Genomic DNA, 24698 nt, shown 5'->3' with positions numbered 1-24698 from the left:
CATAGACGCAACGCCACTGAAAGCCACGACCGCCAGCGTATATGGGTTCCCGCCTTCGCGGTAATGACGATGCTAAGGACGTTGATCGCTCATCCGTCACGCCTGCTACCGAAGACCCCGCACTAGTTCTGGCAAAGGCCCCACCATGCCCCTTCTCCCCGTCGCCGAAGCGCAGGCCCGCGTTCTCGCGCTCGCCCGCCCCGTCACGCCCGAAACCCTCTCCCTGACCGAAGCGCTCGGCCGCTACGCCGCGACCGACGTCCGCGCGCTGCGCACCCAGCCCGCCCGCCCCCTGTCCGCGATGGACGGCTACGCCATCCGCTTCGACGACCTGCCCGGCCCGTGGGACGTGATCGGCGAGAGCGCGGCGGGCGCGTCCTTCCCCGGCACCGTCATCGCCGGTCAGGCCACCCGCATCTTCACCGGCGCGGCGATGCCGGCCGGCACCGACTGCGTGCTGGTGCAGGAAGAGGCGACCCGCGACGGCACCCGCCTGCACCTGTCGGGCGAAGGCCCGGTCCGCGGCGGCAATGTCCGCCGCGCCGGCCTCGATTTCCGCGAAGGCGACCTGCTGATCGCCGCTGGTGAGCGCATCACGCCTGCCCGCGCCGCACTCGCCGCGATCGCCGGCCACGGCACGCTGTCGGTCGGTCGCCGGGCGCGCATCGCCATCGCCGCCACCGGCGACGAACTGGTGCCTGCCGGACAGCCTTTGCGCGAAGACCAGCTCCCCGAATCCAACGGCCTGATGCTGGCCGGGCTGCTCGCCGATCTGCCGGTCGACCGCATCGATCTGGGCATCCTGCCTGACCGGATGGACGCGCTGGTCGACGCATTCGCCTCGGTCGATTGTGACCTGCTGGTCACCACCGGCGGCGCGTCGGTCGGTGACCACGATCTTGTCCGCCCCGCCCTCGCGGCGGCAGGCGGCGAACTCGATTTCTGGCGGATCGCGCTGCGTCCGGGGAAGCCGATGCTGGCGGGCCGGTTGCGCGATGCCGCCGTCCTCGGCCTGCCGGGCAATCCGGTGTCGTCGTTCATCACCGCCCTGCTCTTCGTCCGCCCGCTCGCCGCGCGCATCGCCGGTGCCGCCGATCCGATGCCACGCAGCATCCGCGCCACGCTCGACCATCCGCTTCCCGCCAATGGCGCGCGGCAGGACTATCTGCGTGGCGTCCTGATCGACGGACAGGTGTCGACCGCCGCCATTCAGGACAGCTCGATGCTGCGCACGCTTGCCCGCTCCGACTGCCTTATCGTGCGCGCGCCCCATGCCCCGGCAGCAGACGCAGGCGACTCGGCGGAAATCCTGCAACTCGCTTGACGCCACAAAAATCGTTTCCTATTGGTTCCACGTCTGTTCCGACGGAGGACGTTATGCTGACGCGTAAGCAGCACGAGTTGATCTGCTTCATCGACGACCGGTTGAAGGCGACCGGGGTCTCCCCCTCGTTCGAGGAGATGAAGGAAGCGCTCGACCTCAAGTCGAAGTCGGGTGTCCACCGCCTGATCTCGGCGCTGGAGGAACGCGAATTCATCCGCCGCCTGCCCAATCGCGCACGCGCGCTGGAGGTGTTGCGGATGCCCGACCGCCCGGTCGCGAAGAAGCCGGCGGTAAAGCCATCGGCAGCCCCCCGTGCGATGCCGCAGCCGGCCAACGATGTCGTCGAACTGCCGCTGCACGGCCGCATCGCCGCCGGTGTCCCGATCGAGGCGATCGAGGGGCAGGCGACCTTGCCCGTTCCCGCCGCGCTGCTGGGTGCCGGCGATCACTATGCGCTCGAAGTTGCCGGTGATTCGATGGTGGAGGCCGGCATCCTCGATGGCGACTATGCCCTTGTCCGCCGCACCGAAACCGCCCGAGACGGCGAAATCGTGGTCGCACTGATCGAGGATAGCGAGGCGACGCTCAAATATTTCCGTCGCGAAGGCGCGATGATCCGCCTCGACCCGGCGAACCGCAGCTACGATCCGCAACGCTACCGCCCCGAACAGGTGCGCGTACAGGGCAAGCTGGCCGGCCTGCTGCGTCGCTACTGAGTCGCAACAGCACATTTGCCGTTGAAAACGCGGCAAGTGTGAACTTCGTGAACTTTGGCCGAATAGCTGTTTGTTGACAGACATTTAGACAGAATGGCAGGTCACGAATTTCGTCCGGCTTTGACGAGCGACCGTGACCTTAGCGCTACGACCGATTTGAAACGGTCTTTCCCTCTGCCAGCGGGAGAGGGGGGGAGCGGCGAAGCCGCGCGAGGGTCAGGACGATCAAGTTCGCCGCTGACGTCATCTAGGCTCCGAACCGCCCCCTGCTCCCAACCAGCGGAAACCTACCGCCCATTCCCCGGAGCATAGGGCGTCCGAACGGCCTTGTACCATGCCAACGGATGCGCCGGCGGCGCCACCCCCGCTGGCAACGCCCGCCCCGAAACCTCGGCAAAATAGGCGATACAGGCATCCCGCCACCATTGCGCCTCGGCCCGCTGGATCGTCAGGAACTGGCTGACCTCGGCATGGCGCTGATCGTCGACCTGCCCCTTCAGCGCCGCCCATTGCCCCTGCATCGCCGCGACCTCCGCCACGCCCTGGTCGTACCGCGCGACCAGTTCCTCCCACAGCGTCCGACCCGACGCCATCCGCCGCTCCCACGGCACATGGTGGAACCACAACAGCAGGTCCTCGGGCACCGTCGCCGAATTTCCCCACCGCTTGGCCAGCGCGGGCGCATATTGCCCCACCGCGTCGCTGCCGCTCCGCGTCCGGTCGAACCCGATCCCCGCCCGGTCCGCCTTGTGATAATAGACCGGGTTCCAGTCCGGCCGCGCCAGATCGTCGACCCACGGTCCCGGCCCGTAATGATGCCCCGTCGCGAACAGGTGATGCAGCCCAAGCGGCATCATATAGTCGACCACCGCCTGCCGCGACCGCAGCATCATCGCCGCCACCGGGTCGGCCACCGCCGTTCCCCAGGTCATCGCCGCCCAGTCCCGCGCGATGTCGCTCGCCCGATCATCGGGGTTCCACGCCATCCGCCCAAAGGCGTACCAGTTCGCCTGGTCGAACTGCGACCCCGACCAGTTGCGATCGGTCCCGACATTCGCGACCCCGGCCATGCCGGTCAGCCCGCCCGGCCGGGCCAGCACATCAGCCACGGTCGAACCCTTACGCGGGCGCCAAGTGTCGCTCCGCAACACCTCCTCCCACATCGTCCCCAGATAGGCGAGATGGGTGGCAAACCCCAGATACTCCTTGGTGATCTGCACTTCCATCATCAACGGCGTGCGCGGCATCGCCCCGAACAGCGGATGGAACGGCTCGCGCGGCTGGAAATCGATCGGCCCGTTCTTCACCTGCACGATCACATTGTCGGCGAACGTGCCATCCAGCGGCTGGAACTCGCTATAGGCCTGCTTCGCACGATCCTCGGGCTTGTCATGGGCATAGACGAACGCCCGCCACATCACGACCCCGCCATGGGGCTTCAGCGCGGCGGCGAGCATGTTCGCCCCCTCGGCGTGGCTGCGGCCATAGTCACCCGGCCCCGGCTGTCCCTCCGAATTGGCCTTTACCAGAAAGCCGCCGAAATCGGGGATGCAGGCATAGATTTCGTCCGCCTTGGCCCGCCACCACGCGGCAACCTGCGGGTCGAGCGGATCGGCGGTCTTCAGGCCGCCGACCTCGATCGGCGCGGAGAACTTCGCCGACAAGTAGACCCGGATGCCCCACGGCCGGAAGATCGCCGCCAGCCGTGCGACCTTCTCCAAAAACGCCGGGGTCAGCATGTCGGGGCTGGCGTTGACGTTGTTCAGCACCGTGCCGTTGATCCCGACCGACGCATTCGCCCGTGCATAATCGGTGTAGCGCGGATCGGTGAAGCCCGGCAGCTTCTGCCAGTCCCATAGCGACTGCCCGGCATAGCCGCGCTCGACATAACGGTCGGGATTGTCCCAATGGTTCAACACCCGCAGCGCCAGCCGCGGCCGCTCGATGATCGCCAGCCGGTCGAGCGGCTGCCCGGTCTGCGCGATCCGCAGCAGCCGGAAGGCGCCGTACAACACCCCGACCGGGCCGTTCGCCGCAATCACCGTCGCTGGCCGCCCGTCGACCATCATCGACCGCAGGACATATCCCTCCGGCCCCAAACCCGGGAGCGGCAGGTCCAGCGCGACGATCCGCGGCGACCGCGCCGTCCCGATAACGATCGCGCCATCCCCCGCCGCGCCGATACCGACCGTCCGCCCGGTCAACCCGGACAGCCCCCGCACCAGTTCCTGCGCCGCCAATGCGACCGTCGCATCCTGCTCGTCACGGACGATGACCGTCGCACGAAGCGCAACCGCATCCGCCTGTGCGGCGGGCAGCGCGCGATAGCGCAGCCACAGGTCATAACCGTCCTCCGCCTGGGCCGGCGTCACCCATGCGATGCATAGCAGCGCGATCCACCCAAGCGATTTCAGCATCCTGCGTCCCCTGTTCCCGTCTGATCGACGGTGTTGACACCGCCATATCATCCCGCCGATGGTAACGCTATCACGTCGAAGAACGTGGAGATGGGAGAGGTTGATGACCGTAATCGATCGCCGCAGCGTGCTGGCGGGGGGCGCCGCGCTGCTCGCGGCACAGGCCGCGCCCGCCGCCCCGGTGCCGCTGACGCTGAAGACCGCCGCTGCACAAGGCGGGCGGCGCTTCGGATCGGCATTCGCATGGGCGCCGCCGGGACGCGACGCCGGATCGTTCGACAATCCCGCCTATGCCGCGCTGCTGCAACGCGACTGCGCCGTGCTGGTCGCCGAGAACCAGATGAAGTGGCAAGCGATCCGCCCCGCCGCAGACCGGTTCGCCTTTACCCAGTTTGACGCGATGGTCGACTGGGCGATGCGCCACGGCTTCGCGATGCGCGGCCACACGCTCTACTGGGCCTATTCCAAATGGTTCCCGGCATGGCTGAACGGCTATGACTTCGGCCAGCGCCCAGCAACGGCAGCAGCGGGTATCCTCGACCGCCATATCGAGACCGTTACCAGACGCTATGGCCGCAAGATCTACAGCTATGACGTGGTGAACGAAGCGGTCGATCCCGATACCGGCGGACTGCGCGAGACCTCGTTATCGCCGGCGATGGGCGGCACGATCAATGTCCTCGACCACGCCTTCCGCACCGCGCGCGCCGCCGCGCCCCATGCCCAGCTGGTCTATAACGACTATATGAGCTGGGAAGACGGCAACGAGAAGCATCGCGCCGGCGTGCTGTCGCTGCTGGAGGCGTTCCGCCGGCGGGGAACGCCGGTCGATGCGCTGGGGGTCCAGTCGCATATCGGCCTGTTCCAGCCGACCAGTAATGCCGGTGCGGTCGCGCACCGGCTGGAGCCGGAATGGCGGCGGTTTCTCGATCGGGTCGTGGCGATGGGATACCGGCTGGTCATCACCGAATTCGACGTTCGCGATCGTGGCCTTCCCATCGCGATCGGCCCGCGCGACCGCGGTGTCGCCGACTTCGCCCGTGCCTATCTGGACATCATGCTGTCCTATCCACAGCTCGGTGACGTCCTCGCCTGGGGACTGAGCGACCGGTACAGCTGGCTGCGGGGGTTCGAGCCGCGTCCCGATGGCGCCGTCGCGCGTGGCTGCCCCTATGACATGGACCTCCGTCCCAAGCCACTGCGCGACGCGATGATCGCTTCGCTCGCCAAAGGCGTCTCCTACAGCGCGTGAGCCGGCGGCGGCGTCACCCGCCGCCGCCCCTCAATAATCCCGGCTGTAGCGCAGCGACGCGTTCGACCCACCGAACGATCCGGTTTGCGACAGCAGGCTCAGCGTCTTGCTCAGCGCGATCTGGATCTGCGTGGCGGTGAAACCGCGCGCGTCGGTGATGATCTCGACATAGATGTCGTCGGTCAGATACTTGCCCGCTGCCAGCGAGGTACCACGCCCGCTCGCCTCATCACCGCCCAGCACGCGCAGCCGGTCGAACCCGGTGGCCGAACGCAGCTTGCCCAGCGGATTCAGCCCGCCACCGCCCGACCCGCGCAGCGAATTGAGCGCGGCGGCCAGCTGGATCGCCTCGGTCGCCGACAGGTTCGTCACCGAGCTGCCGAACAGCAACCGCGACAGCACCTCGTCCTGCGCCAGCGACGGCGTCGAGGTAAACGCGATCTGCGGTGCCTGGGCGGTGCCAGTGACATTGATCGTTGCAGTCACACCTTCGGCGGTAGTCGTCGCCGCGATGTCGATGACCGGGTTGGTGAAGTCCGAGCCCTCGAACCGGATCACGCCGCGTTCGACCTCGAACCGCTTGCCCGCGAACGAATAGGTCCCCCGGATCATCCGCATCTGACCGTTGATGGTCGGTGCTGACGAGGTGCCCGCGATCCGCAGATCGGCCTGCCATTCCGACTCCAGCCCCATGCCCGACACGAACAGCCGGTTGTTCGCCCGAACCCTGAGCGCAAGGCGGAACAGGCCGGCGGACGCCGCTGCCTGCCGCTGCTGCGCGGCATTGGGCCGGTTCGCATCGCTTTTGCGGCGGACCCCGGTCAGTTCGGGGACCTCGGCGGCACCCTGTCGGATGATCTGATACCGCGCCTCGGGGATCACGATGTCGCCGGAAATCAGCCCGCCGTCGCGCCCGTTCTGAATACGGATATCGCCGGTCGCCGATGCGCCCAACGCGTCGCTGCGGGCCAGTTGGGCGTTACGCAACTGCGCCTTGATGTCGATCGGGAAGCCGCTGTTCGCCGCCAGTCCGACCATTCCCTGAGCCGCCACGGTGCCCTCACCGGCACGCGCGCGCAGCTGGGTCAGTTCGAACCGATCATTGGTGAACCGTCCGTCGATGCCGAGATTGGTGAGGCGCGTGCCCAGCGCCTCATTTTCATAGGTCAGGTTGTTCGCCCGGACGACGCCGGCCAGCTGCGGCGCCTGCACCCGTCCACCGAAATCGGCGGCAAGGCCGATCGGTCCCGACAATTGCTGGTCGGCCAGCCCGGCGAAGGAGAACAGCACCCCCGCCGGCCCGTTATAGCGGATACCGCCCGACAACGGCGCCGCCAGCATCCGCGTGACCCACGACCCGCTGCCCGGCGGCAGGGGGCGCAGATTCGCAACCATCCGCCCAACGGTGGTCGTACCGCGCCGGATCAGCGCCCGCCCACTGCCACCCTCGGGACGCAAGTCGCCCGCAAAGACGATGTCGACCGGTTCGGAGATCGAGGCGAGGCTGGTACGCTGGAAATTGCGAATGGTCAGCCGGGCGTCGGCACGCGGGAAGCTCTGATCCGCGGCCTGCGCGAAATCGAGGCTGCCGGTCGCGGTGCCACCAATTCCGGTGCCCGGCACGAAGGCATTGACGATGCTCAGGTCGAGCCGGTCGAGCCGCGTCTGGATCGACATGCCGTTGCCATAGACACCCGCGGCACGGATCGACCCCTGGTCGAAATCGATCCGCGTCGGGTACAGTCTATAGCCGCCCGGAGCCGATGCGATCCGCGCCGGATTGACCGTCTTGAACGGGATCGAATTGGCGACCCCCTGCAACGCGACGAGATACTCGTTCGGCCGCAGCTTCGCATTGGCGGCGACGCGGAACGGCACGCCCGACGAACCCTCGGCGAACATTTGTGCCGTACCGTTGCCGCCGCGATAGTTGATCTTCGCCCGGCTGCGCTGGAGAAGAAAGTCGCCCATTGACAGGTTGGCGACCTGTGCGTCGGCCACGATCTCCGGCTGGTCGTACAGCACCGCGCTGCCGGTGACGATCGCGCGACCAATGCGCAGGCCCATATTGCCGGGAATAACGGCGTTGGAGGCCTGGGCATTGACGTCGGCACGCTGGAACTTGCCCTGCGCGGACAGGCGGGCGATGCCGGCCACGCCCGACCCCGCAAAGTTGATCCGGCCCGCAAAGGGTCCAGCGTTCGTCGCTTCGATCCGGCCGTCGATGTTCATGCCCGCGAAGGTCGCCGAACGGATGTCCGCCGCCAGCCGGGGTGCGGTCGACAGCAGCACATCGGCACGGAACGGGCCGTAATCGGTATTGCCCGTCGCCTGGATCGCATAGCGATCACCCTGCCCCCGCACCCGTGCCTCCAGCCCGGTCAGACCGACGCCCACGCCGGGACGCGCGGCCCGCAACACCACCTGCGGCGCGGCAACGGTGCCGCTCACCCGCGCGCTCAGCGGCCCATATTGCGTCGAATAGGCGTCGGCATTGAAGACGAGCGGCCCGGCCGGATCATACCGTCCGGACCCGTTGGTGATGCGGAACTGCGGCGCATTCATCCGGACATTGGCGAAGCTGACGATCCCGTCCGGCCCGACTCCGACATCGGCGCGGGTAGTGGTCACGTTACCGCCCAAGAAGTTGCGGATGCCGTCGTTGAACAGCCGCGTGGTCTGCGCGACGACCCGCCCCTTGATCCCGAACCCGCCCTGCGGCGCGGTATAGAGGCTGGCATCGGTCGTCAGGTTCAGGATGCCGATGCTGGCGATCTCGTAATCGTTGATCCGCCCCTTGATCGCCCCGGTATAGCGTCCGGTGGTCAGGTTCGCGGCGACGATCGCGGTCGCATCGATCCGGTCGGACCGGATGCGCAGATTGTCGGACAGCACCTGATCGCCGTTGATCGCCAGATCGCCGTTGATCGCGACGTTCGTCACGAGTCCGCCGACCGCCGCGTTCAGGCCGGAAATGCGCCTTGCCTTGGCTGCGATCGGGATCAGGATGCGGTCGGCGTCGACCGTCGCCTTGCCCTCGGCATAGAGTTGCTCGACCACCGTCTCGCCAAAGCCCAACGCAGCCGCCTGCACCTTGTAATCCACCGTCGGCGTGCCGAACCCGCCGTCCAGCACCATCGCAGCGCGGACCGATCGACCGTTCAGGTTGGGCGCGATCGCACCGGGCGTCAGCAGCATCGCTTCGGTCCGGAAATTGCCGAAGCGGCTGTTGCCGAGATCGAGCAGACCGGCAGCATTCACTGCCAGCGCGCTGGAACGCAGCTGGATACGAGTATCGGCCTTGCGATCCGCCAGCGTGGCATCGATCGCGACGTCGAGGCGCGGTGCGGTTAGCCGTTCGACTGGTCCCTGCAGGATCAGGCCCGGCTGGGTCGATCCGCGCACCGTGAAACGCCCCTCGCGTCCGGTCAGCGCCAGGTCGGCAAGCGGCTTCCCGCCCAGCGTGCCGGACAGCCGGCCGCGCCAGTTGCGCCAGTCGCCCTGGCCGTCGATCGTCGCGACGATCGGTGCCTTGAGACCAGCCATACCGGCGATCATGCCATTGGCGGGTCCGGTGATCCGGGCATCAATGTCGAAGCGATTGTCGTCGGGCACGGCATCGAGCTTCAGCGCGACGCGGTCACCGCCTGCCAGGCCCGGCGCGGCAATGGTGGCGGCATTCGCCGTCACCTGCGCCCGGCGGTCGGCGATATGCACCGCGCCGTCCAGCTTCGCGATATGGCGCTGGCCGGTCACTGCCGGGCCGACCTCGATCCGGTCGACCGCCAGACGGTTCACATCGATGTCGTAATCGGGCAGCAGCGGCGCATTCGGGTCGCCCGGTGGCGTATCCTTCAGCACCGGATTGCGCGCATAGCGGATGAGCGGGCTGGTCAGGCTGCGAATATCGACATGCCCGTTCGCAAAGGCGAACGGCCGCCAGTCCACCGCGATTTGCGGGGAATAGGCAAAGACGCCCTTCGTATCGCTCAGCCGCAGGTCGCGGACGGTCATCGCGCCATAGAGCGAACCGTCGATCCTGCCGATATTGATCTTCAGTCCCGACGCCGTGGTATAACCATCGAGCTTCCCGACGATGAAACCCCGCCCCGGCCCGGTGTTCAGCGCGAACACCAGCGCCACCAACAGCAGTAGCAGCGCGACGATCGCGATGCCGACCCATTTCAGGATCTTGATCCAAAGCGGTCGGTCGCGCACGACGACGGTTTCGGCGGCGGGCATGTCGGCGTCGGTCATCAGAAAGCCTGCCCGATCGAGATATAGAGCGCGATCTTGGATTCTCCGGGGCGCCGGGCGATCGGCGTGGCAACGTCGACCCGCATCGGGCCGAAATTGGTGTAGAAACGGCCGCCAATGCCCGCGCCAAAGCGCAGATCGGACCCCTTGGGCAGGCTTGATTCATATACCTGCCCGGCGTCGATGAACGGCACGATCCCGAAATTGCCGAAGCGATACCGCGCCTCCAGCGCGAATTCGTTCAGGCTGCGCCCGCCGATCGGACGGTTCAGGTTGTTGCCGTCTTCGTCCACTTCCGGGGTGCGAGGGCCGAGTTCCTGGAACCCGAAGCCGCGCACCGACCCGCCGCCGCCGGCATAATAACGCCGCGAGGGGGCAAGGTCGTCACGGGCGATCCCCTGGATCGATCCCGCGCGGGCCCGGCCCGCAATGACGATGCTGTCACCGATCGGGTAATAGCCGGTGCCTTCGATCATGAACCGGCCATAAGGCCGCGCCGCACCCTGCACCGATGCTTCGGGGCTGACGTTGAGCTTCAGACGGAAGCCCTTGGTCGGGTTCAGCAGGTTGTCGGACGTATCGAACCCTGCGAACAGCGGCAGCGCGGCGATACCATAGGTCTTTCGACGACGTTCACCGACCGCAAAGTCATACGTGTCTTCGTTCGTACCGATCAGCTCACCGCCATAGGCATAGGTGAAGCGCTTCTGCCAGATCGGCGTCGAATCATAGGACCAGCGGACGCCCAGCGTCCCGGTGAACGCCTCGAACGCGTTGTAATTGCTGCGGCTGGCATTGGCGAGAATCTGGAAGGTGCGGTCGCGCCGTCCGGCGTTGGAGCGGCGGAAGGTGACGCCCGCGCCCTGTTCCTGCGTCCCTGCCACGCCGCGCACGATCAGCGCGCCTTCGGGCGGGAACAGGTTGCGGTGCGTCCACGACCCTTCGATGCGGACACCCTGCCCGGTGCCGTACCCGGCCTCGCCCGCAAGCGTGCGCGCCGGCCCGGCATCCTGCTTCACCAGTAGGTTGACATATTCGGTACCGTCCGGCGCGATCTGTCCGGTCCGCTGCGGCTCGACCGATACGCCGGAGAACAGCCCCGTCGACACCAATGCCGCGCGCATATCGTCAACCTTGCGATTGTCGTACAGCTCACCCTGCCTGAACCGGGCCAGCACGCCGACATGTTCGGCATCGAACGCCAGCTTGCCGGTGGTCGAATAGGTGCCGAACGACGACCGCGGTCCGGTCGTGACCGGAAGGGTATAGGCGCCGGTGACGGTCGTATCGTCGAGAAGGATGTCCCGGTCGCCGACCTGGACGAAGGGATAGCCCTGCTGCGGCAGCTTCAGGCTGACATTCGCCTCGGCGGCCTGGATGCGTTCGGCGTCGATCGGATCGCCGACCTTCAGCGGCAATTCGCGCTGGACCAGATTGGGCGGCACGGTCGGCTGGGTATCGACGCGGATCGACCCGAGCGTAAACTGCTTCCCCGGAACCGCCGTCACCACGGCGCGCACCCGCCCGCCGGGCGGCGATTCGATCGCGGAGGTCGCGGTGCCGTCATAATAGCCCTTGGCCCGCATGATACGGACGGCCAGCTGCTCGTCCTCCTTGGCGCGGGCCTGTACCATGGCGGCGTTCGCGGCCTTGCCGTCGCCCTCCCGCAACGCCGACAGCGCGCGGAACTGCGCTTCGCCGTCGATCGCGTCAAGGCCGTTGACCACCGTGTCATAGCGGATCTCGACCGCTCGCTTGTCATCGACCCCGGCAACCTCGACCGGCGTCACGTCGAACGACGACAGCGGCGTCAGCGGCTGGGCCAATTCGGGTGCTTCGGGCAGCACGGCATCGGGCAGCGTCTCTGCCGGTCGCTGTGCTTCGGTTGCGGGTGCCGTAGGAGCCGGGAGCGGCTGGACCTGCGGCGCCGGTGCGGGCTTGGCGTCGAACGCGGACATCGGTTCCAGCGGGGCATTGATGTCGCCCGACAGGGTCGGCAACGCCGACTCGAATTCGCGATCGGGAACGATTGGTTCGACCGGTGGTTGCTGGGCGATCGTACCGACGGATGGCGATGCCCGGTCCTGCGCATCGGCGACTGGGATCAGCATCGTACTGGCGAGCAGCGCAATAACCTTCCGTACGCGAAATTCCCCCAAAACCTGTCCCCGTCCCCTTCGACGGACGCTGCAACGCACAACCCCCGTGAACCCAGAAACGCAAGTCGAGGGAATTGGTTCATTTTGTACGTCGCGCTGCATCCGATCGGGCCGGCGCTGCGTTGGTTAGGCGGAGCGAAGGGGAGCCGCGTTGACCGATAGCGTACCTGTGATCGACCCTGCCAAGGTGCCGGGAAGCCAGTCCGAACATCCATGGCAGCATCCGTGGCCGGCATGGCGCGCGATCTTCATCCGCGTCTACACAATGGTCGGCTACCATAATCTGACGCTGATGGCGGCGGGGGTGGCCTTCTATGCCTTCCTGTCGTTCGTGCCGCTGCTAGGCGCAATCGTGATGACTTATGGCCTGATCGCCGACCCGTCGACCGTGGCGCGGCATATGCAGACCATTTTCGAACTGGTTCCGGCGGACGCCGCCCGGCTGATCTCGGACCAGCTGATCGCGGTAGTCACCACCGCATCGTCTCAGGCGGGCATCGGCCTGCTGATTGCACTGCTGCTGTCGATCTATGGCGCGATGCGCGCCGCGAGTGCCATCATCCAGGCGCTGAATGTGATCTATGAGGAAGAGGACGAACGCAGCATCGTCACCACCACCCTGTTGTCGGCGATGCTGACCATCGCGGCGATCGTCGCGGCGGTCGTCGGCATCCTGTCTGCGGGCGTATTGACCTGGATCCGCAGCGAGACGGCGTTCCTCGGCACCGCAGGCGCCATCCTGATCCAAGGGGCGACGTGGCTGGTCGCGGCAAGCATCGCCAGCGCGGCGATCGCCTTTGCCTACCGCTATGGCCCCGACCGGGCGCGGGCGAAGTGGCGCTGGCTGTCAGTCGGATCGGTTGCCGCCACGCTCCTGTGGCTGCTGGCGACAGTGTTGTTCGGCGTCTATGCGGCGAACTTTGCCAATTACAACGCGACCTATGGCGCGCTGGGGGCAGTCGTCGTGCTGCTGATGTGGCTGTTCGTATCGAGCCTTGCGATCCTGATCGGTGCGGAGATCAATGCGGAGGCGGAGCGCCAGACGGCGGTGGATTCGACCGTCGGCCACCCCCTTCCGATGGGGCGTCGCGGCGCCCGCCTTGCCGACAGCCTGCCCAACCGGCGTCAGATGAAGCCGCGGCGCGACCGTTACTGACCGCCCGTGCCCGGCTCCATCGCATCGGCCGCTGCCTGTATTCGCGCAAGCATGTCGCGCAGGACGTCGATCTCCTGCGCACTGAACGACGCGAACAATTCCTGCTCGATCAGCAGCGCCTTCGGCGCGACCTCTTCATACAGGGCACGGCCGGAAGTGGTCAGCCGCAGCAGGTGCGACCGCTGATCCCCGGCATTGGCGCTGCGTTCGACCAGCCCTCGGTCGACCAGCGCGATCGCGCCGCGGCTGACCGTCACCTTGTCCATACGCGTGGCGACGCACAGCGCCTGCTGCGTAATTCCGTCGCTTTCCGCGATGACCGTCACCAGCCGCCATTCGGGAATGCGCAACCCGAACAGCGAACGATAAGTGGAAGCGATCGCGTCCGAAACCCGGTTCGATGCGATCGACAGGCGATACGGCAGGAAGTCGTCGAGAAGCAGTCGTTTGTTCACGGCCGCGATTGTTGCCGCCGTCCCCGCCGCCCGTCAACCGGCGCGGAACCTGTATCGCGCGCGAAACGTAGTGTCGGTCCAATCTCAAGCCGGGATCTCCGCAATGTTCAACTGGAAGCATGAGGCGCAGGACAGCCTGGAAGCCCTGCTGTTCGATCATATCGACGACCGTGGCTTTCCCTGCGTCGGGGCAAAGTCTGCCATGGCGCGCGGTACGCTGGACGTACTCGCCTGTTCCCGGATCGACAGCGCGTGGGACGATGTCCGCATCCACGATGCATTGATGCGGCTGGCCGAGAATTATCGCCGCGATCGGGCGATGTACCGCAGTTTCGCCGTCATCTTCGAAGGGCCGGACGACCTGAGCGAACCCGAATTCGAACGCGCATTGTGGCAGCGCGTGCAATCGCTGTCCGACAAGGACGTATGGCGCGGGCAGGATTACGATGCACGGGTCAGCGCCGATCCCGACAATCCACATTTCTCGCTGAGCTTCGGCGGCGAAGCGTTCTTCATCGTCGGCTTGCATCCGCGCGCCAGCCGTCCGGCGCGCCGTTTCGAGCGGCCTACCCTCGTCTTCAACCTGCACGACCAGTTCGAACGGCTGCGCGCCGAGGGCAAGTACGAGACGATGCGCGAAAAGATTCTGGTCCGCGACGAAGCATTGGCCGGTAGCCGCAATCCGATGCTCGCCCGTCATGGCGCGGCCAGCGAAGCACGGCAATATAGCGGTCGGGTGGTCGACGACCGCTGGGCCTGCCCCTTCCATTATTCGGGGGAGCCGAAGTGAACGTCACCATCCCCGAACGGTCGGGCACGGCGTTCCGGCTGGCGAAGGGCGAGACGCTGGTCGTGGTAGATCCGCGCGGGTGTCAGGTCGCCGACCTGCTGGCGTTCAATGCCGACGATCTGGATGAGGTGATCTCGTCAGGTCGGACGCTGGATTATGCCGAGACGATCCGGCTGACGACCGGCCACGCGCTCTATTCGAACCGCAGCCGGGTGATGCTGGAGATCGTCGCCGATACCGTCGGTACGCACGACTTCCTGTTGACGCCATGCTCGTACGACACCTTCCATCATTTCTATCCCGACCTGCCACCGCATCGCGGCTGCTTCGGCAATCTCGCCGCCGCGCTGGAGCCGTACGGCGTACAGCCGGACCGCATCCCGGTGGCGTTCAACTGCTTCATGAACGTGCCGGTCGACGGCACCACGGGAAAGCTCAGCGTCCTGCCGCCGATCAGCAAGGCGGGCGATTCGATCACTTTCCGCGCGGCAATGGACCTTATCATCGGCCTGACCGCCTGTTCCGCGCCGGCGTCGAATGGCGGCAGTTTCAAGCCGATCGAATATCGGGTCGAGCCGGCCTAGGTCGCCCAGCACAGGAACGCCGCGCCGGCCAGCAACGTGCCGAGCGGCAATCGGTCGTTCGCCGTCATCCGACGCCCCGCCAGCGTCAGGGCCAGCACGACGGCCAGTCCGGTCAGCGCTGCGAACAACAGCACCTGCGGCAAGGCACGCCAGCCGAGCCACAATCCGATCGCGCCGAACAGCTTCGGGTCACCGCCGCCCAGCCCGATCCGCCCCCGGACCCGACGATACAGTTCGGCGACCAGCCACAGCACCCCGAATCCCGCGATGCCTCCGATCAAGCGTGCGTGAAGATCGACGCCCAGCCCGGCCGCGCCCCCCGCAATCGCCACGACCGCCAGCGCCCCGGTCAGCGCATCGGGCAACCATAACGCGGCAAGGTCGATCGCCCCCAGCGCCAGCAACAGCCAACCGCAGGCTGCCCCAGCCACCCCTTCCGCGCCCGGCGCGACCATCCCGGCCACGATGCCGATCCCGGCGCCCAGTATCTCCGTCACGACATGCCCCGGTGCGATCCGCGTCCCGCAGGTCCGGCACCGACCCCGCAGCGCGACGAAACTGAGCAGCGGCACCAATTCGAACGCGGTCAATGTCCGCCCGCACCCGTCGCACGCCGACCGCCCGGCCAGCACCGATCGCCCCGCCGGCCAACGGATCGCGACCGTCGCGATGAAGCTGCCGAACACCGCGCCGACGATCCCCAGCAGGATCGGCCAAAGGGATGGAGGAACCGCGGACATCATGGCTGGCGGCCTAGCGCGATTGCGGCGGCGCGGCCATCGCCCTAGATGATAACAAACGAAACCAGAAGATTGCCCGGAGAGTGTCCATGTCCGACCCCGTCGTCATCCTGTCCTATGCCCGTACGCCGATGGGAAGCTTTCAGGGGTCGCTGAGCGGTGCCACCGCGACGCAATTGGGTGCAACCGCCGTCGGCGCGGCGATCGAACGGGCGGGCCTGTCGGGCGAAGCGGTCGAACGCATCTACATGGGCTGCGTCCTGCCCGCCGGCCTGGGGCAGGCGCCGGCGCGACAGGCGGCATTGGGTGCGGGTCTGCCGCAGCATGTCGAGGCGACGACGGTCAACAAGATGTGCGGATCGGGGATGCAGGCGGTCATGATGGCCGCCGACAGCATTGCCGCCGGTTCCGCCGACATCATCGTCGCTGGCGGCATGGAGAGCATGACCAACGCCCCGTATCTGTCGCAACGCCATCGCAGCGGTGCGCGGATCGGCCACGACCGATTGCTTGACCACATGTATCTCGATGGGCTGGAGGATGCCTACGAACCCGGCCGGCTGATGGGCAGCTTCGCCGAGGAAACCGCTGTATCCTATGGCTTCACCCGCGAGGCGCAGGACGCCTTTGCGATCGAATCGCTTCGGCGGGCGCAGGCCGCTCAAAGTTCGGGCGCATTCGATCGGGAGATCGTGCCCGTCGAGATCGCCGGACGAAAGGGGACGACCACCGTCCGCCTCGACGAACAGCCCGCACGGGGTGACGTCGCGAAGATTCCGACGCTGAAGCCCGCCTTTTCGAAGGACGGTACGATTACCGCCGCCAATGCCTCCTCGATTTCGGACGGTGCTGCCGCGCTGGTATTGGCACGGGCATCGGTGGCCGAGCGGCTGGGTCTGACCCCGATCGCGCGGATCGTCGCCCATGCCGGCTTCGCCCACGCACCCGCCCGCTTCGCCACCGCGCCGGTGTTTGCGATGCGTCGCGCGATGGAACGCGCGGGGTGGAGCGCGGAGGCTATCGACCTGTTCGAGGTCAACGAAGCCTTTGCCTGTGTCACGATGGCGGCGATGCACGACCTGCACCTGCCGCACGACCGGGTGAACGTCCATGGCGGTGCCTGCGCGCTTGGCCATCCGATCGGGGCCAGCGGTGCGCGCGTGCTGGCGACCCTGCTGTCGGCCCTGGAAACGCGCGGGCAGAAGCGCGGGCTGGCGTCGCTCTGCATCGGTGGGGGCGAGGCAACGGCGCTGGCACTCGAATTGGTCGACTGAGTACCGGAACCTTATCCCCCCGCCCGGCGTAGCCTACGCCAAAGGCGTAACGAAGGAATTGGCGTGGCGGATCGGGATACGGTGGTCGGATATGACGGTCCGGCAGGCGGCTGGGGCTCGGTCAAGGGCATGTCGAAGGTCCTTGCGAAGGAACGCAACCGCCCTGCTGCGCTGGCGCAACTCGCACGACAGAACAAGACCAAGGGCTTCATGTGTACGTCCTGCGCATGGGGCAAGCCTGCCGAGCCGCATCCGTTCGAATTCTGCGAAAACGGTGCGAAGGCGACCTTGTGGGACCTGACTCCCAATCGCTGCACGCCCGAATTCTTCGCCGAACATTCGGTGAGCGAACTGAAGACGTGGAAGGATTTCGACCTCGAACATGTCGGCCGGCTGACCCACCCGCTGCGCTACGACCACGCCACCGACCATTATGTCGAATGCAGCTGGGACGAAGCCTTTGCCGCGATCGGGGCGGAACTGCGCGCGATCGATCCAAAGAAGGCGATCTTCTACGCCTCGGGCCGGGCCAGCCTTGAGACGTCGTATCTCTATGCGCTGTTCGCCCGGCTCTATGGGCACAACAACCTGCCCGACAGCTCGAACATGTGCCATGAAACGACGTCCGTCGCGCTCAAGAAGACGATCGGCGCGCCGGTCGGCACCTCGATCCTCGACGATTTCGAACACTGCGACGCGATGTTCTTCTTCGGCCAGAATACCGGATCGAACAGCCCGCGCTTCCTTCACCCCCTTCGCGACGCGGTGAAGCGCGGGTGCAAGGTCGTGACCTTCAACCCGGTCAAGGAGCCGGGCCTGATCGCCTTCACCGACCCGCAGAACCCGTTCGAAATGGCGACGCGCAGCGAGACGAAGATCAGCTGCCAATATCACCAGGTCCGCCCCGGCGGCGACGTCGCGGTGATGATCGGCCTCGCCAAGCATGTCCTCGCCGCCGAGGACAAGAGCTGGGCCGAGCACAAGGTCCACGTCCTCGACGTCGACTTCATCGAACAGCATACCGACGGGTTCGCCGCGTTCGAAGCGATGGTCCGGGCGACCGACTGGGCCGATATCGAACGTGAAAGCGGCCTGCCCCGCGCCGATATCGAGGCGGCGGGACAGGTCTATGTCGAGGCGGATCGCACCATCGGCATCTATGGCATGGGCCTGACGCAGCAGGTGAACGGGTTCGACAACGTCGCGACCTACGTCAACCTGCTGCTGATGAAGGGCAATATCGGGCGCGTCGGCACCGGCATGTCGCCCGTGCGCGGCCATAGCAACGTGCAGGGCCAGCGGACCGTCGGCATTTCGGAAAAGCCCGAGCTGGTGCCGATGGACCGGCTGCGCGAGCTGTTCGACTTCGAACCGCCGATGGATCACGGCCACAATACCGTCACCGCCTGCGAAGACATACTGAAAGGCGAGATCGATGCCTTCGTCTCGCTCGGCGGCAATTTTCTGCGCGCGATCCCCGACCTCGAACGGATCGAGGCGGCGTGGCCGCAAATGCGCGTGACGGTGCAGATCGCGACCAAGCTGAACCGCAGCCACCTGATCAACGGCAAGGTCGCCTACCTCCTCCCCTGCCTCGTTCGGACCGAGGTCGACAAGCAGGCGGGTGGCGAACAGATCGTCACGATCGAGGACACGTTCAGCCATATCCACGGGTCGATCGCGACCCACGAACCGGCAAGCGAGCATCTGAAGTCCGAGGTCGCGATCGTGGCGGGCATCGCCAAGGCGACGCTCGACCCCAATCCCAAGGTCGATTGGGACGGCTGGACCGGCGATTATGCGAAGATCCGCAAGCTGATCGAGCAAACCTATCCCGAGGAGTTCCACGATTTCGAGGAGCGTATGTTCACCCCCGGCGGTTTCTATCGCGGTAATTCGGCGCGCGAACGGGTGTGGAAGACGGAAAGCGGCAAGGCGGAATTCACCGTGCCGCGCTCGCTGTCCGGCACGAACATTCCCGATGCGCCCGGCCGGCTGCGGCTGGTGACGCTCCGGTCGAACGATCAGTTCAACACGACCATCTATGGCTATGACGATCGGTTCCGCGGGATTTCGGGCACGCGCGACGTGGTACTGATGAACCCGAAGGAGATCGAGAAGGCCGGACTGCACAAGGGGCAGGTCGTGACCATCGTCGGCGACGGCGACGACGGGATCGACCGTCGCGTCGCGGGTCTGAAGGTCGTGCCGTTCGACCTGCCCGATGGCTGCATCGCCGGCTATTATCCCGAACTCAACCCGCTGATCCCGCTAGGCTGGCACGACCATGGATCGCAGACGCCGGCGGCAAAGGCGGTGCCGGTGCGTATCGTCGCCTGATGGACCAGGGGGGCCATGCCACCCGGCGGTTCGACCGGGTGGCGGCATCGGGGGATGCCATGGAGCGGGAACGCCCGGTCGCGATCGAAACGCCGGTCGCGATCGAGGTGAATGGGCTTGGCTATGCCGTGCTGATGGCGACGCCGATCGATTTGGACGACCTCGCTTATGGCTTCGTCTTGGCCGAGCGGCTGGTCGACGATGCCGGTGAGGTAATCGACGTCGCGATGCATGACGCACCGGGCGGAACGTTGCTGCAAGTCACGCTCATGCCCGAACGGCATGACCGGGTGGCCGATCGGGTGCGGCACCGCGTATCGGAATCGTCGTGCGGCCTTTGCGGGATCGAAAATCTCGAACAGGCGCTGCGCCCCCTGCCCATCCTTTCCGGCCGGAGCGACGCCACCCCCGCCGCCATCGTCGCGGCGGCGGCGGCGTTGCGCGATCACCAGCCGCTGGCACAGGCGACCGGCGCGACCCATGCCGCGGCGCTATGTACGGCGGATGGCCGCATCCGGATGGTGCGGGAGGATGTCGGGCGGCATAACGCCTTCGACAAGCTGATCGGCGCGATGCGGCGCAGCGGACAGGATTGGAACGGCGGCTTCGCGCTGCTGTCGTCGCGCTGTTCGTTCGAATTGGTCGAAAAGGCTGTGCTGGCGAACTGTCCGCTGCTCGCCACGCTGTCGGCCGCGACCACGCTGGCGCTGGATCGCGCGGCGGCCGCTGGCCTGTCGCTGCGAACGCTGGTGCGCGGCGATGCGATGCTGGCGTCGTGACCCGGATCCTCGGTGCGATCCTGGCGGGCGGTCGATCGACCCGCTTCGGCAGTGACAAGGCGCTGGCGAGCCTCGACGGCCGCGCATTGATCGACCGGGTAGCCGACGCGATCGCGCCGCAGGTCGATACGCTGATCGTCGTCGGGCGGGCACATCCGGGCCTGATCGGCATTCCCGACCGCCCGGCCCCCGACCTGGGGCCGCTGGGCGGTATCGCGGCCGCGCTGCACTATGCGGCGGCGCAGAACTTCGCACAGGTGCTGACCGTGCCGTGCGACGCACCGTTCCTGCCCGCCGGGCTGCGGCTACACCTCTCGGACGCCGGTCCCGCCGTCCATCTCGCCGCCCTGCCCGTTGTGGGCTGGTGGCCCGCCAGCGCCGGGGCGACGCTCGACGCGCTGCTGGCCGGGGGTGGATCGCGATCGGTGCGTGCCTTTGCCGACCGGATCGGCGCGCTGGGCATGACCGGTCCGACCGAAATACCGAACATCAATACGCCGGATGATCTGGCGCTGCTGGCGAAGCGCGATATAGCCGACCGGTAATGACCGCATCGTTCCTGATCCTGCGTATCGGCGACACCCGCCTCGCGCTGCCCATGGCGGCGGTGCAGGAGGTGTTGCCGCTGCTGCCGATCGATGCGCCGCCGGGACTGCCGCGTCCGCTGCTGGGCTTCGTCACGTTACAGGAACGGCCGGTGCCGGTCATGGCCCCGCGCCTGCTGCTGGACCCGCAGGGCGACGTGGCCGGCGTCGACCTGTTTGCGCATCTCGTGCGACTGCGCGAGGACATCTGCCTGTTGGTCGACCGGGCGGAGGATGTCGCGACCGGTGTCGTCGGACCGCTTGCCCCCGGTCACAGCCTTAACGCCGCGATCATGGGCGAACTGCCGCTTCCCGATGGCAGCGTCGCGCATGTCGTCGCGCCCGACCGGCTGGTGCTGGACGGCGAACGGGCGATGCTCGCCACGCTGACCGCCGCCGCCGCCGAACGCCGCGACCAGTGGGCCACGCCATGATCGGCGACGACGCCTTTGGGGAGGTAAAGGCGCTGGTCATCGCGCGGACCGGCCATCATTATTACGTCGACAAGGATGCCCAGCTTGCCGAGCATATCGCGCGGCGGATGGCGGCGACCGGGGACGCGACGATCGACGACTATCACGCCCGGCTGCGCGACCCGGCCAATCCCGAATGGCCGCAGCTCGAAAGCGCGGTTACGATCAACGAAACGTTCTTCTTCCGCTTCGCCGAGCAATTTGCTGCGCTGAGGACCACGATCCTGCCCGCGATGATCGCACGACACCGCGAGGATCGCCGTCTGCGAATCTGGAGCGTCGGCTGCTCGACCGGCGCCGAGGCGCATTCGGTGGCGGTATTGCTCGCCGACCTCCTCGGCAACGAAATCGCGGACTGGCGCATCGCGCTGACCGGCACCGACATCGACGAAGCGGCGCTGGAGGCCGCCCGGAAGGCGGAATATTCGTCCTGGGCGCTGCGTACCATGGGCGAGGGAGAGCGGGCGCGACTGTTCGACCGGACCGGCGAACGCTATCGGTTGAAGGATCGCTATCGCAACATCGCGCGGTTCGAGCGCCATAATCTGCTGGCAATGATCGATGCCGCCGCCCCGATGGGGTTCAGCGACTATGACCTGATCCTTTGCCGCAACGTGCTGATCTATTTCCGGCAGGAAGATGCGACCGCGATCGTCGGGGCGCTTGCCGGGCGGCTGGCGACGGACGGCGTCCTGCTGCTCGGCCATGCCGAACCCAATCCGGGGTTCGACGCGGTTGCCGACAGCGACCAGACCGCCGGCATCCTGACCTACCATCTCCTGGGAAGCCGCCGGAAACCGGCCTTCGTCCCGCTGCCGATCGACCCTCCGCCTGCTCCGCTGGCACGCGCCCCCCGCCCCGCTCCGATCCGGACGCCGGCGGCCCCGCCCGCTCCCGCTGCCCAACCGGCGGTGATCCGCACGCCCGACGCGGTCGCGCATTACTTCGCCGCGCTCGATGCGCTGGCGTCGGGTGACAAGGACCGGGCGGAGCGCGCGTTCCGCGACGCACTCTATCTCGACCGATCGTTCGTCATGGCGCATTACCAGTTCGGCCATTACCTGCTGGCACAAGGTCGCGCGCCCGATGGCCGCCGCAGCCTGACCAATGCGCTGCGCGTTGCGACGGCCCTCGCCCCCGATACCGAACTGGCCGAGGGCGAGGGCATGACCGCCGGCGCGATGGCGGCCGCGATCCGACATGCGATCGGGACCGGGCAATGACGATACCCACTATCGTGGCAGACGGCCTCGACGCGGATGCGATCGCCGAAATCCTGGCGGCGCGCCAGCACGCCCTGGCTGGCGTACGACAGGCGGACGAGCGACCGATCGAAACGCTGCTGACCTTCGACCTGGGCGGGGTAGCGCACGGCCTGCCGATCGATTGCGTCCGTGCAGTCGCGCCGCTGCCGAAGGTGACCCGACTGCCGGGCGCGCCCGCAACGCTCGACGGGCTGGTCGCATGGCGGGGGACGGTAGTGAACCTCTTCGCCCTCGCCACGTTGCTCGACCGCGACGCCGACGGCGCCGGCACGATGATCGTGCTGCGCCACGACGCGCCGCGCATCGCACTGTCGGTCGATGCGGTATCGGGGGTGGTGACCATGGCCCGGCAGGAAGCTGCCACCGCCCTTTCCACGCTCGTCATCGATGGCGACGAACGGTTGACACGCATCGATCCGGTCGTGCTGATCGACCGACTTCTCCCCGCCCGTCTTCAGGAAGGATAAGGTTTGTCCGTCTCTACCCGGATTGCTGCCGGTTTCGCGGCCCTGACCGCGATCCTCCTCGCACTTGGCGTCTATGCTCTGATCCAGATCGGCGACGTCCGCCAGACCGTCGACCTGATCGTCGAACGCGACCTCGCGTCGATGGAGGCGCTCAACCGCATCGATCACGCCCTGTCGCGCAAGGTCGAACAGCGATCCAGCCTGGTCCAGGCGTTCCTGACCGGTGACAATGCCCGCGTCCGCGAATCGACGACCGGTTGGCGCAACGCCATCGAAGAGGCTCAGCGCGGCCTGGCCGAACAGGAACGCGCGGCCGAGGGGTATCGCGACAATTCGGTGACCGGCACCCGGTCCGAACTATGGGCGCGCATGGCGCGGCAACTGGCCGAGGCCCAGCGCGCGTTGACTCAGACCCGGACCGATGTCGAGACACAGCTTGCCGCAGTCTCCGCGGGTGACCGGGCAGGCGTGCTGGCGATCGAAGCGGATATCGTGCGTGACCATGCGGCGACGGTGGCGCGGGTCAGCCAGGCGCGTGAGACGCTGAACCTCGCGATCGAACGCGGGCGGGATGCGACGCGCGACGTGTATGGCACCAGCCGCATTTCGATCATTATCAGCCTGATCCTCGCCATCGCGATCGCGATCGTGGTCGCGGTGACGACCCGCCGCTCGATCGTTCGCCCGCTCGATTCGTTCATGACCTTTGTCGGGCGGATCGGCGAAGGCGACCTGTCGACGACGACCGACACGACCGGTCAGGACGAACTGGGGCAACTCGGCCGGACACTGAACGACATGGTCGGCGGCCTGCGCACGATCGCGACGCAGAACCGCGCGGCGACCAACGACCTGAATGCCGCGACCACCGAAATCCGTGCCTCGACGCAGGAACAGGCGGCGTCGGTCGAGGAACAGCTGGCCGCGGTGCAGGAAACCGCTGCCACGGTCGACGAAATCACCCATAGCGGTGCGCAGATCACCCGCCGTGCGCAAGAGGTCATCGCGCAGGCTCAGGCAACGGCGCAGGTAAGCGATGCCGGCCTGACCGCCGTCACCGACACCGCCCGCGCGATGGACGCGATCCGCGAACAGGCCGAGGCGGTCGCTGCGAACATCGTGGCGCTGTCGGAAAAGACCCAGGCGATCGGCGACATCATCGCGACCGTCAACGACGTGTCGGAACGCTCGCACCTCCTCGCGCTCAACGCCTCGATCGAGGCGGCGGCGGCGGGCGAACAGGGACGCAGCTTCGCGATCGTCGCATCGGAAATGAAGCAGCTGGCCGATCAGGCGAAGGGCGCGACCCGCAACGTCCGATCGATCCTTGGCGATATTCAGCGCGGAATCAATTCGTCGGTGATGCTGACGGAGGAGGCGGTGAAGCGCGTCGCGTCGGGCAAGGAGCGCACCGATGCCGGCCATGCCGCGATCGAGGAACTGGCGACGCGCGTACAGGAGAATGTGCAGACCTTCCAGCAGATCGTCGCATCGACCAACCAGCAGCAGATCGGCATCGAACAGGTCACCATCGCGCTGCAGAACATCCGCGAGGCATCGCAACAGACCGCCGCCTCGACCCGCCAGTTGGATCAGGCAGCGAGTGACCTGGGCGAACTGTCGCGCACGCTGGTCGGCCTGACCGAACGCTACCGCCTGTAACGGA

Annotated in this window: 19 protein-coding genes; 14 read left to right on the top strand and 5 right to left on the bottom strand. The window is 66.9% G+C overall.

The window, feature by feature from the left end:
• Window positions 1–145 precede the first annotated feature (145 nt).
• Entirely contained in the window at window positions 146–1324 is a 1179-nt protein-coding gene (gene glp / locus QZ755_RS01510; RefSeq protein WP_294318919.1) for a gephyrin-like molybdotransferase Glp, read from the top strand.
• A 53-nt stretch (window positions 1325–1377) separates the two neighbouring features.
• The gene (gene lexA, locus QZ755_RS01505; RefSeq protein WP_294318917.1) at window positions 1378–2040 is read left to right on the top strand and encodes a transcriptional repressor LexA; all 663 of its coding nucleotides are present in this window, start codon (window positions 1378–1380) and stop codon (window positions 2038–2040) included.
• Window positions 2041–2327: 287 nt separating this feature from the next.
• Here lexA and QZ755_RS01500 read toward each other — a convergent pair whose 3' ends face one another.
• Complete coding sequence (locus QZ755_RS01500) at window positions 2328–4457, bottom strand: alpha-glucuronidase family glycosyl hydrolase (protein WP_294318914.1); 2130 nt, start codon at window positions 4455–4457, stop codon at window positions 2328–2330.
• A 103-nt stretch (window positions 4458–4560) separates the two neighbouring features.
• On the opposite strand from QZ755_RS01500, the gene QZ755_RS01495 reads away from it, so the two are divergent.
• Window positions 4561–5709 (top strand): endo-1,4-beta-xylanase, encoded by a 1149-nt coding sequence (locus QZ755_RS01495; protein ID WP_294318911.1) that lies wholly within the window; start codon window positions 4561–4563, stop codon window positions 5707–5709.
• A gap of 30 nt (window positions 5710–5739) precedes the next feature.
• Here the strand turns inward: QZ755_RS01495 and QZ755_RS01490 are convergent, their stop codons facing one another.
• Together QZ755_RS01490 and QZ755_RS01485 are read right to left on the bottom strand one after the other, a co-directional pair.
• Window positions 5740–9966: a translocation/assembly module TamB domain-containing protein gene (locus QZ755_RS01490; protein ID WP_294318908.1), complete on the bottom strand. Its 4227-nt coding sequence runs from the start codon at window positions 9964–9966 to the stop codon at window positions 5740–5742.
• Entirely contained in the window at window positions 9966–12077 is a 2112-nt protein-coding gene (locus QZ755_RS01485; RefSeq protein ID WP_294318905.1) for a BamA/TamA family outer membrane protein, read from the bottom strand. The genes QZ755_RS01490 and QZ755_RS01485 overlap by 1 nt, the downstream gene beginning before the upstream one ends.
• Window positions 12078–12294: 217 nt before the next feature.
• Here QZ755_RS01485 and QZ755_RS01480 point away from each other — a divergent pair, with 217 nt between their 5' ends.
• Window positions 12295–13281 (top strand): YihY/virulence factor BrkB family protein, encoded by a 987-nt coding sequence (locus QZ755_RS01480; protein ID WP_294318902.1) that lies wholly within the window; start codon window positions 12295–12297, stop codon window positions 13279–13281.
• Here QZ755_RS01480 and QZ755_RS01475 read toward each other — a convergent pair.
• Window positions 13275–13736 (bottom strand): MarR family transcriptional regulator, encoded by a 462-nt coding sequence (locus tag QZ755_RS01475; RefSeq protein ID WP_294318900.1) that lies wholly within the window; start codon window positions 13734–13736, stop codon window positions 13275–13277. The genes QZ755_RS01480 and QZ755_RS01475 overlap by 7 nt on opposite strands.
• A gap of 103 nt (window positions 13737–13839) precedes the next feature.
• Between QZ755_RS01475 and gntA the strand changes: the two genes are divergently transcribed.
• Together gntA and QZ755_RS01465 are read left to right on the top strand one after the other, a co-directional pair.
• Entirely contained in the window at window positions 13840–14526 is a 687-nt protein-coding gene (gene gntA, locus QZ755_RS01470) for a guanitoxin biosynthesis heme-dependent pre-guanitoxin N-hydroxylase GntA (protein ID WP_294318897.1), read from the top strand.
• Window positions 14523–15110: an urea carboxylase-associated family protein gene (locus QZ755_RS01465; protein ID WP_294318894.1), complete on the top strand. Its 588-nt coding sequence runs from the start codon at window positions 14523–14525 to the stop codon at window positions 15108–15110. Before gntA ends, QZ755_RS01465 begins: the two co-directional genes overlap by 4 nt.
• On the opposite strand, the gene QZ755_RS01460 is transcribed toward QZ755_RS01465, so the two are convergent.
• On the bottom strand, window positions 15107–15850 hold the full coding sequence (locus QZ755_RS01460) for an A24 family peptidase (RefSeq protein WP_294319074.1): 744 nt from the start codon (window positions 15848–15850) through the stop codon (window positions 15107–15109). The genes QZ755_RS01465 and QZ755_RS01460 overlap by 4 nt on opposite strands.
• An 89-nt stretch (window positions 15851–15939) precedes the next feature.
• Between QZ755_RS01460 and QZ755_RS01455 the strand changes: the two genes are divergently transcribed.
• The 8 genes from QZ755_RS01455 to QZ755_RS01420 all read left to right on the top strand — a co-directional run bounded on the left by QZ755_RS01455 (window position 15940) and on the right by QZ755_RS01420 (window position 24694).
• Window positions 15940–17124, top strand: a complete 1185-nt coding sequence (locus QZ755_RS01455) for an acetyl-CoA C-acyltransferase (protein WP_294318891.1) — start codon at window positions 15940–15942, stop codon at window positions 17122–17124.
• Between the two features lie 63 nt (window positions 17125–17187).
• Window positions 17188–19464 carry an FdhF/YdeP family oxidoreductase gene (locus tag QZ755_RS01450; protein ID WP_294318888.1) on the top strand — a complete coding sequence of 759 codons (2277 nt, stop codon included), beginning with the start codon at window positions 17188–17190 and terminating at the stop codon, window positions 19462–19464.
• A gap of 59 nt (window positions 19465–19523) precedes the next feature.
• Window positions 19524–20243, top strand: coding sequence for a formate dehydrogenase accessory sulfurtransferase FdhD (gene fdhD / locus QZ755_RS01445; RefSeq protein ID WP_294319072.1), 720 nt, complete (start codon window positions 19524–19526; stop codon window positions 20241–20243).
• Entirely contained in the window at window positions 20240–20788 is a 549-nt protein-coding gene (locus tag QZ755_RS01440; RefSeq protein WP_294318885.1) for a molybdenum cofactor guanylyltransferase, read from the top strand. Before fdhD ends, QZ755_RS01440 begins: the two co-directional genes overlap by 4 nt.
• Window positions 20788–21261, top strand: coding sequence for a chemotaxis protein CheW (locus QZ755_RS01435; protein ID WP_294318882.1), 474 nt, complete (start codon window positions 20788–20790; stop codon window positions 21259–21261). Before QZ755_RS01440 ends, QZ755_RS01435 begins: the two co-directional genes overlap by 1 nt.
• Window positions 21258–22523, top strand: coding sequence for a CheR family methyltransferase (locus QZ755_RS01430; protein WP_294318879.1), 1266 nt, complete (start codon window positions 21258–21260; stop codon window positions 22521–22523). The genes QZ755_RS01435 and QZ755_RS01430 overlap by 4 nt, the downstream gene beginning before the upstream one ends.
• Entirely contained in the window at window positions 22520–23032 is a 513-nt protein-coding gene (locus QZ755_RS01425) for a chemotaxis protein CheW (RefSeq protein ID WP_294318877.1), read from the top strand. Before QZ755_RS01430 ends, QZ755_RS01425 begins: the two co-directional genes overlap by 4 nt.
• Window positions 23033–23035: 3 nt before the next feature.
• Window positions 23036–24694 (top strand): methyl-accepting chemotaxis protein, encoded by a 1659-nt coding sequence (locus tag QZ755_RS01420; protein ID WP_294318874.1) that lies wholly within the window; start codon window positions 23036–23038, stop codon window positions 24692–24694.
• Window positions 24695–24698 lie beyond the last annotated feature (4 nt).

Origin of the sequence: uncultured Sphingomonas sp., from assembly GCF_913776855.1 — a bacterium.
GTDB lineage: Bacteria > Pseudomonadota > Alphaproteobacteria > Sphingomonadales > Sphingomonadaceae > Sphingomonas.
This window is presented reverse-complemented; position numbering and strand designations above follow the sequence as displayed.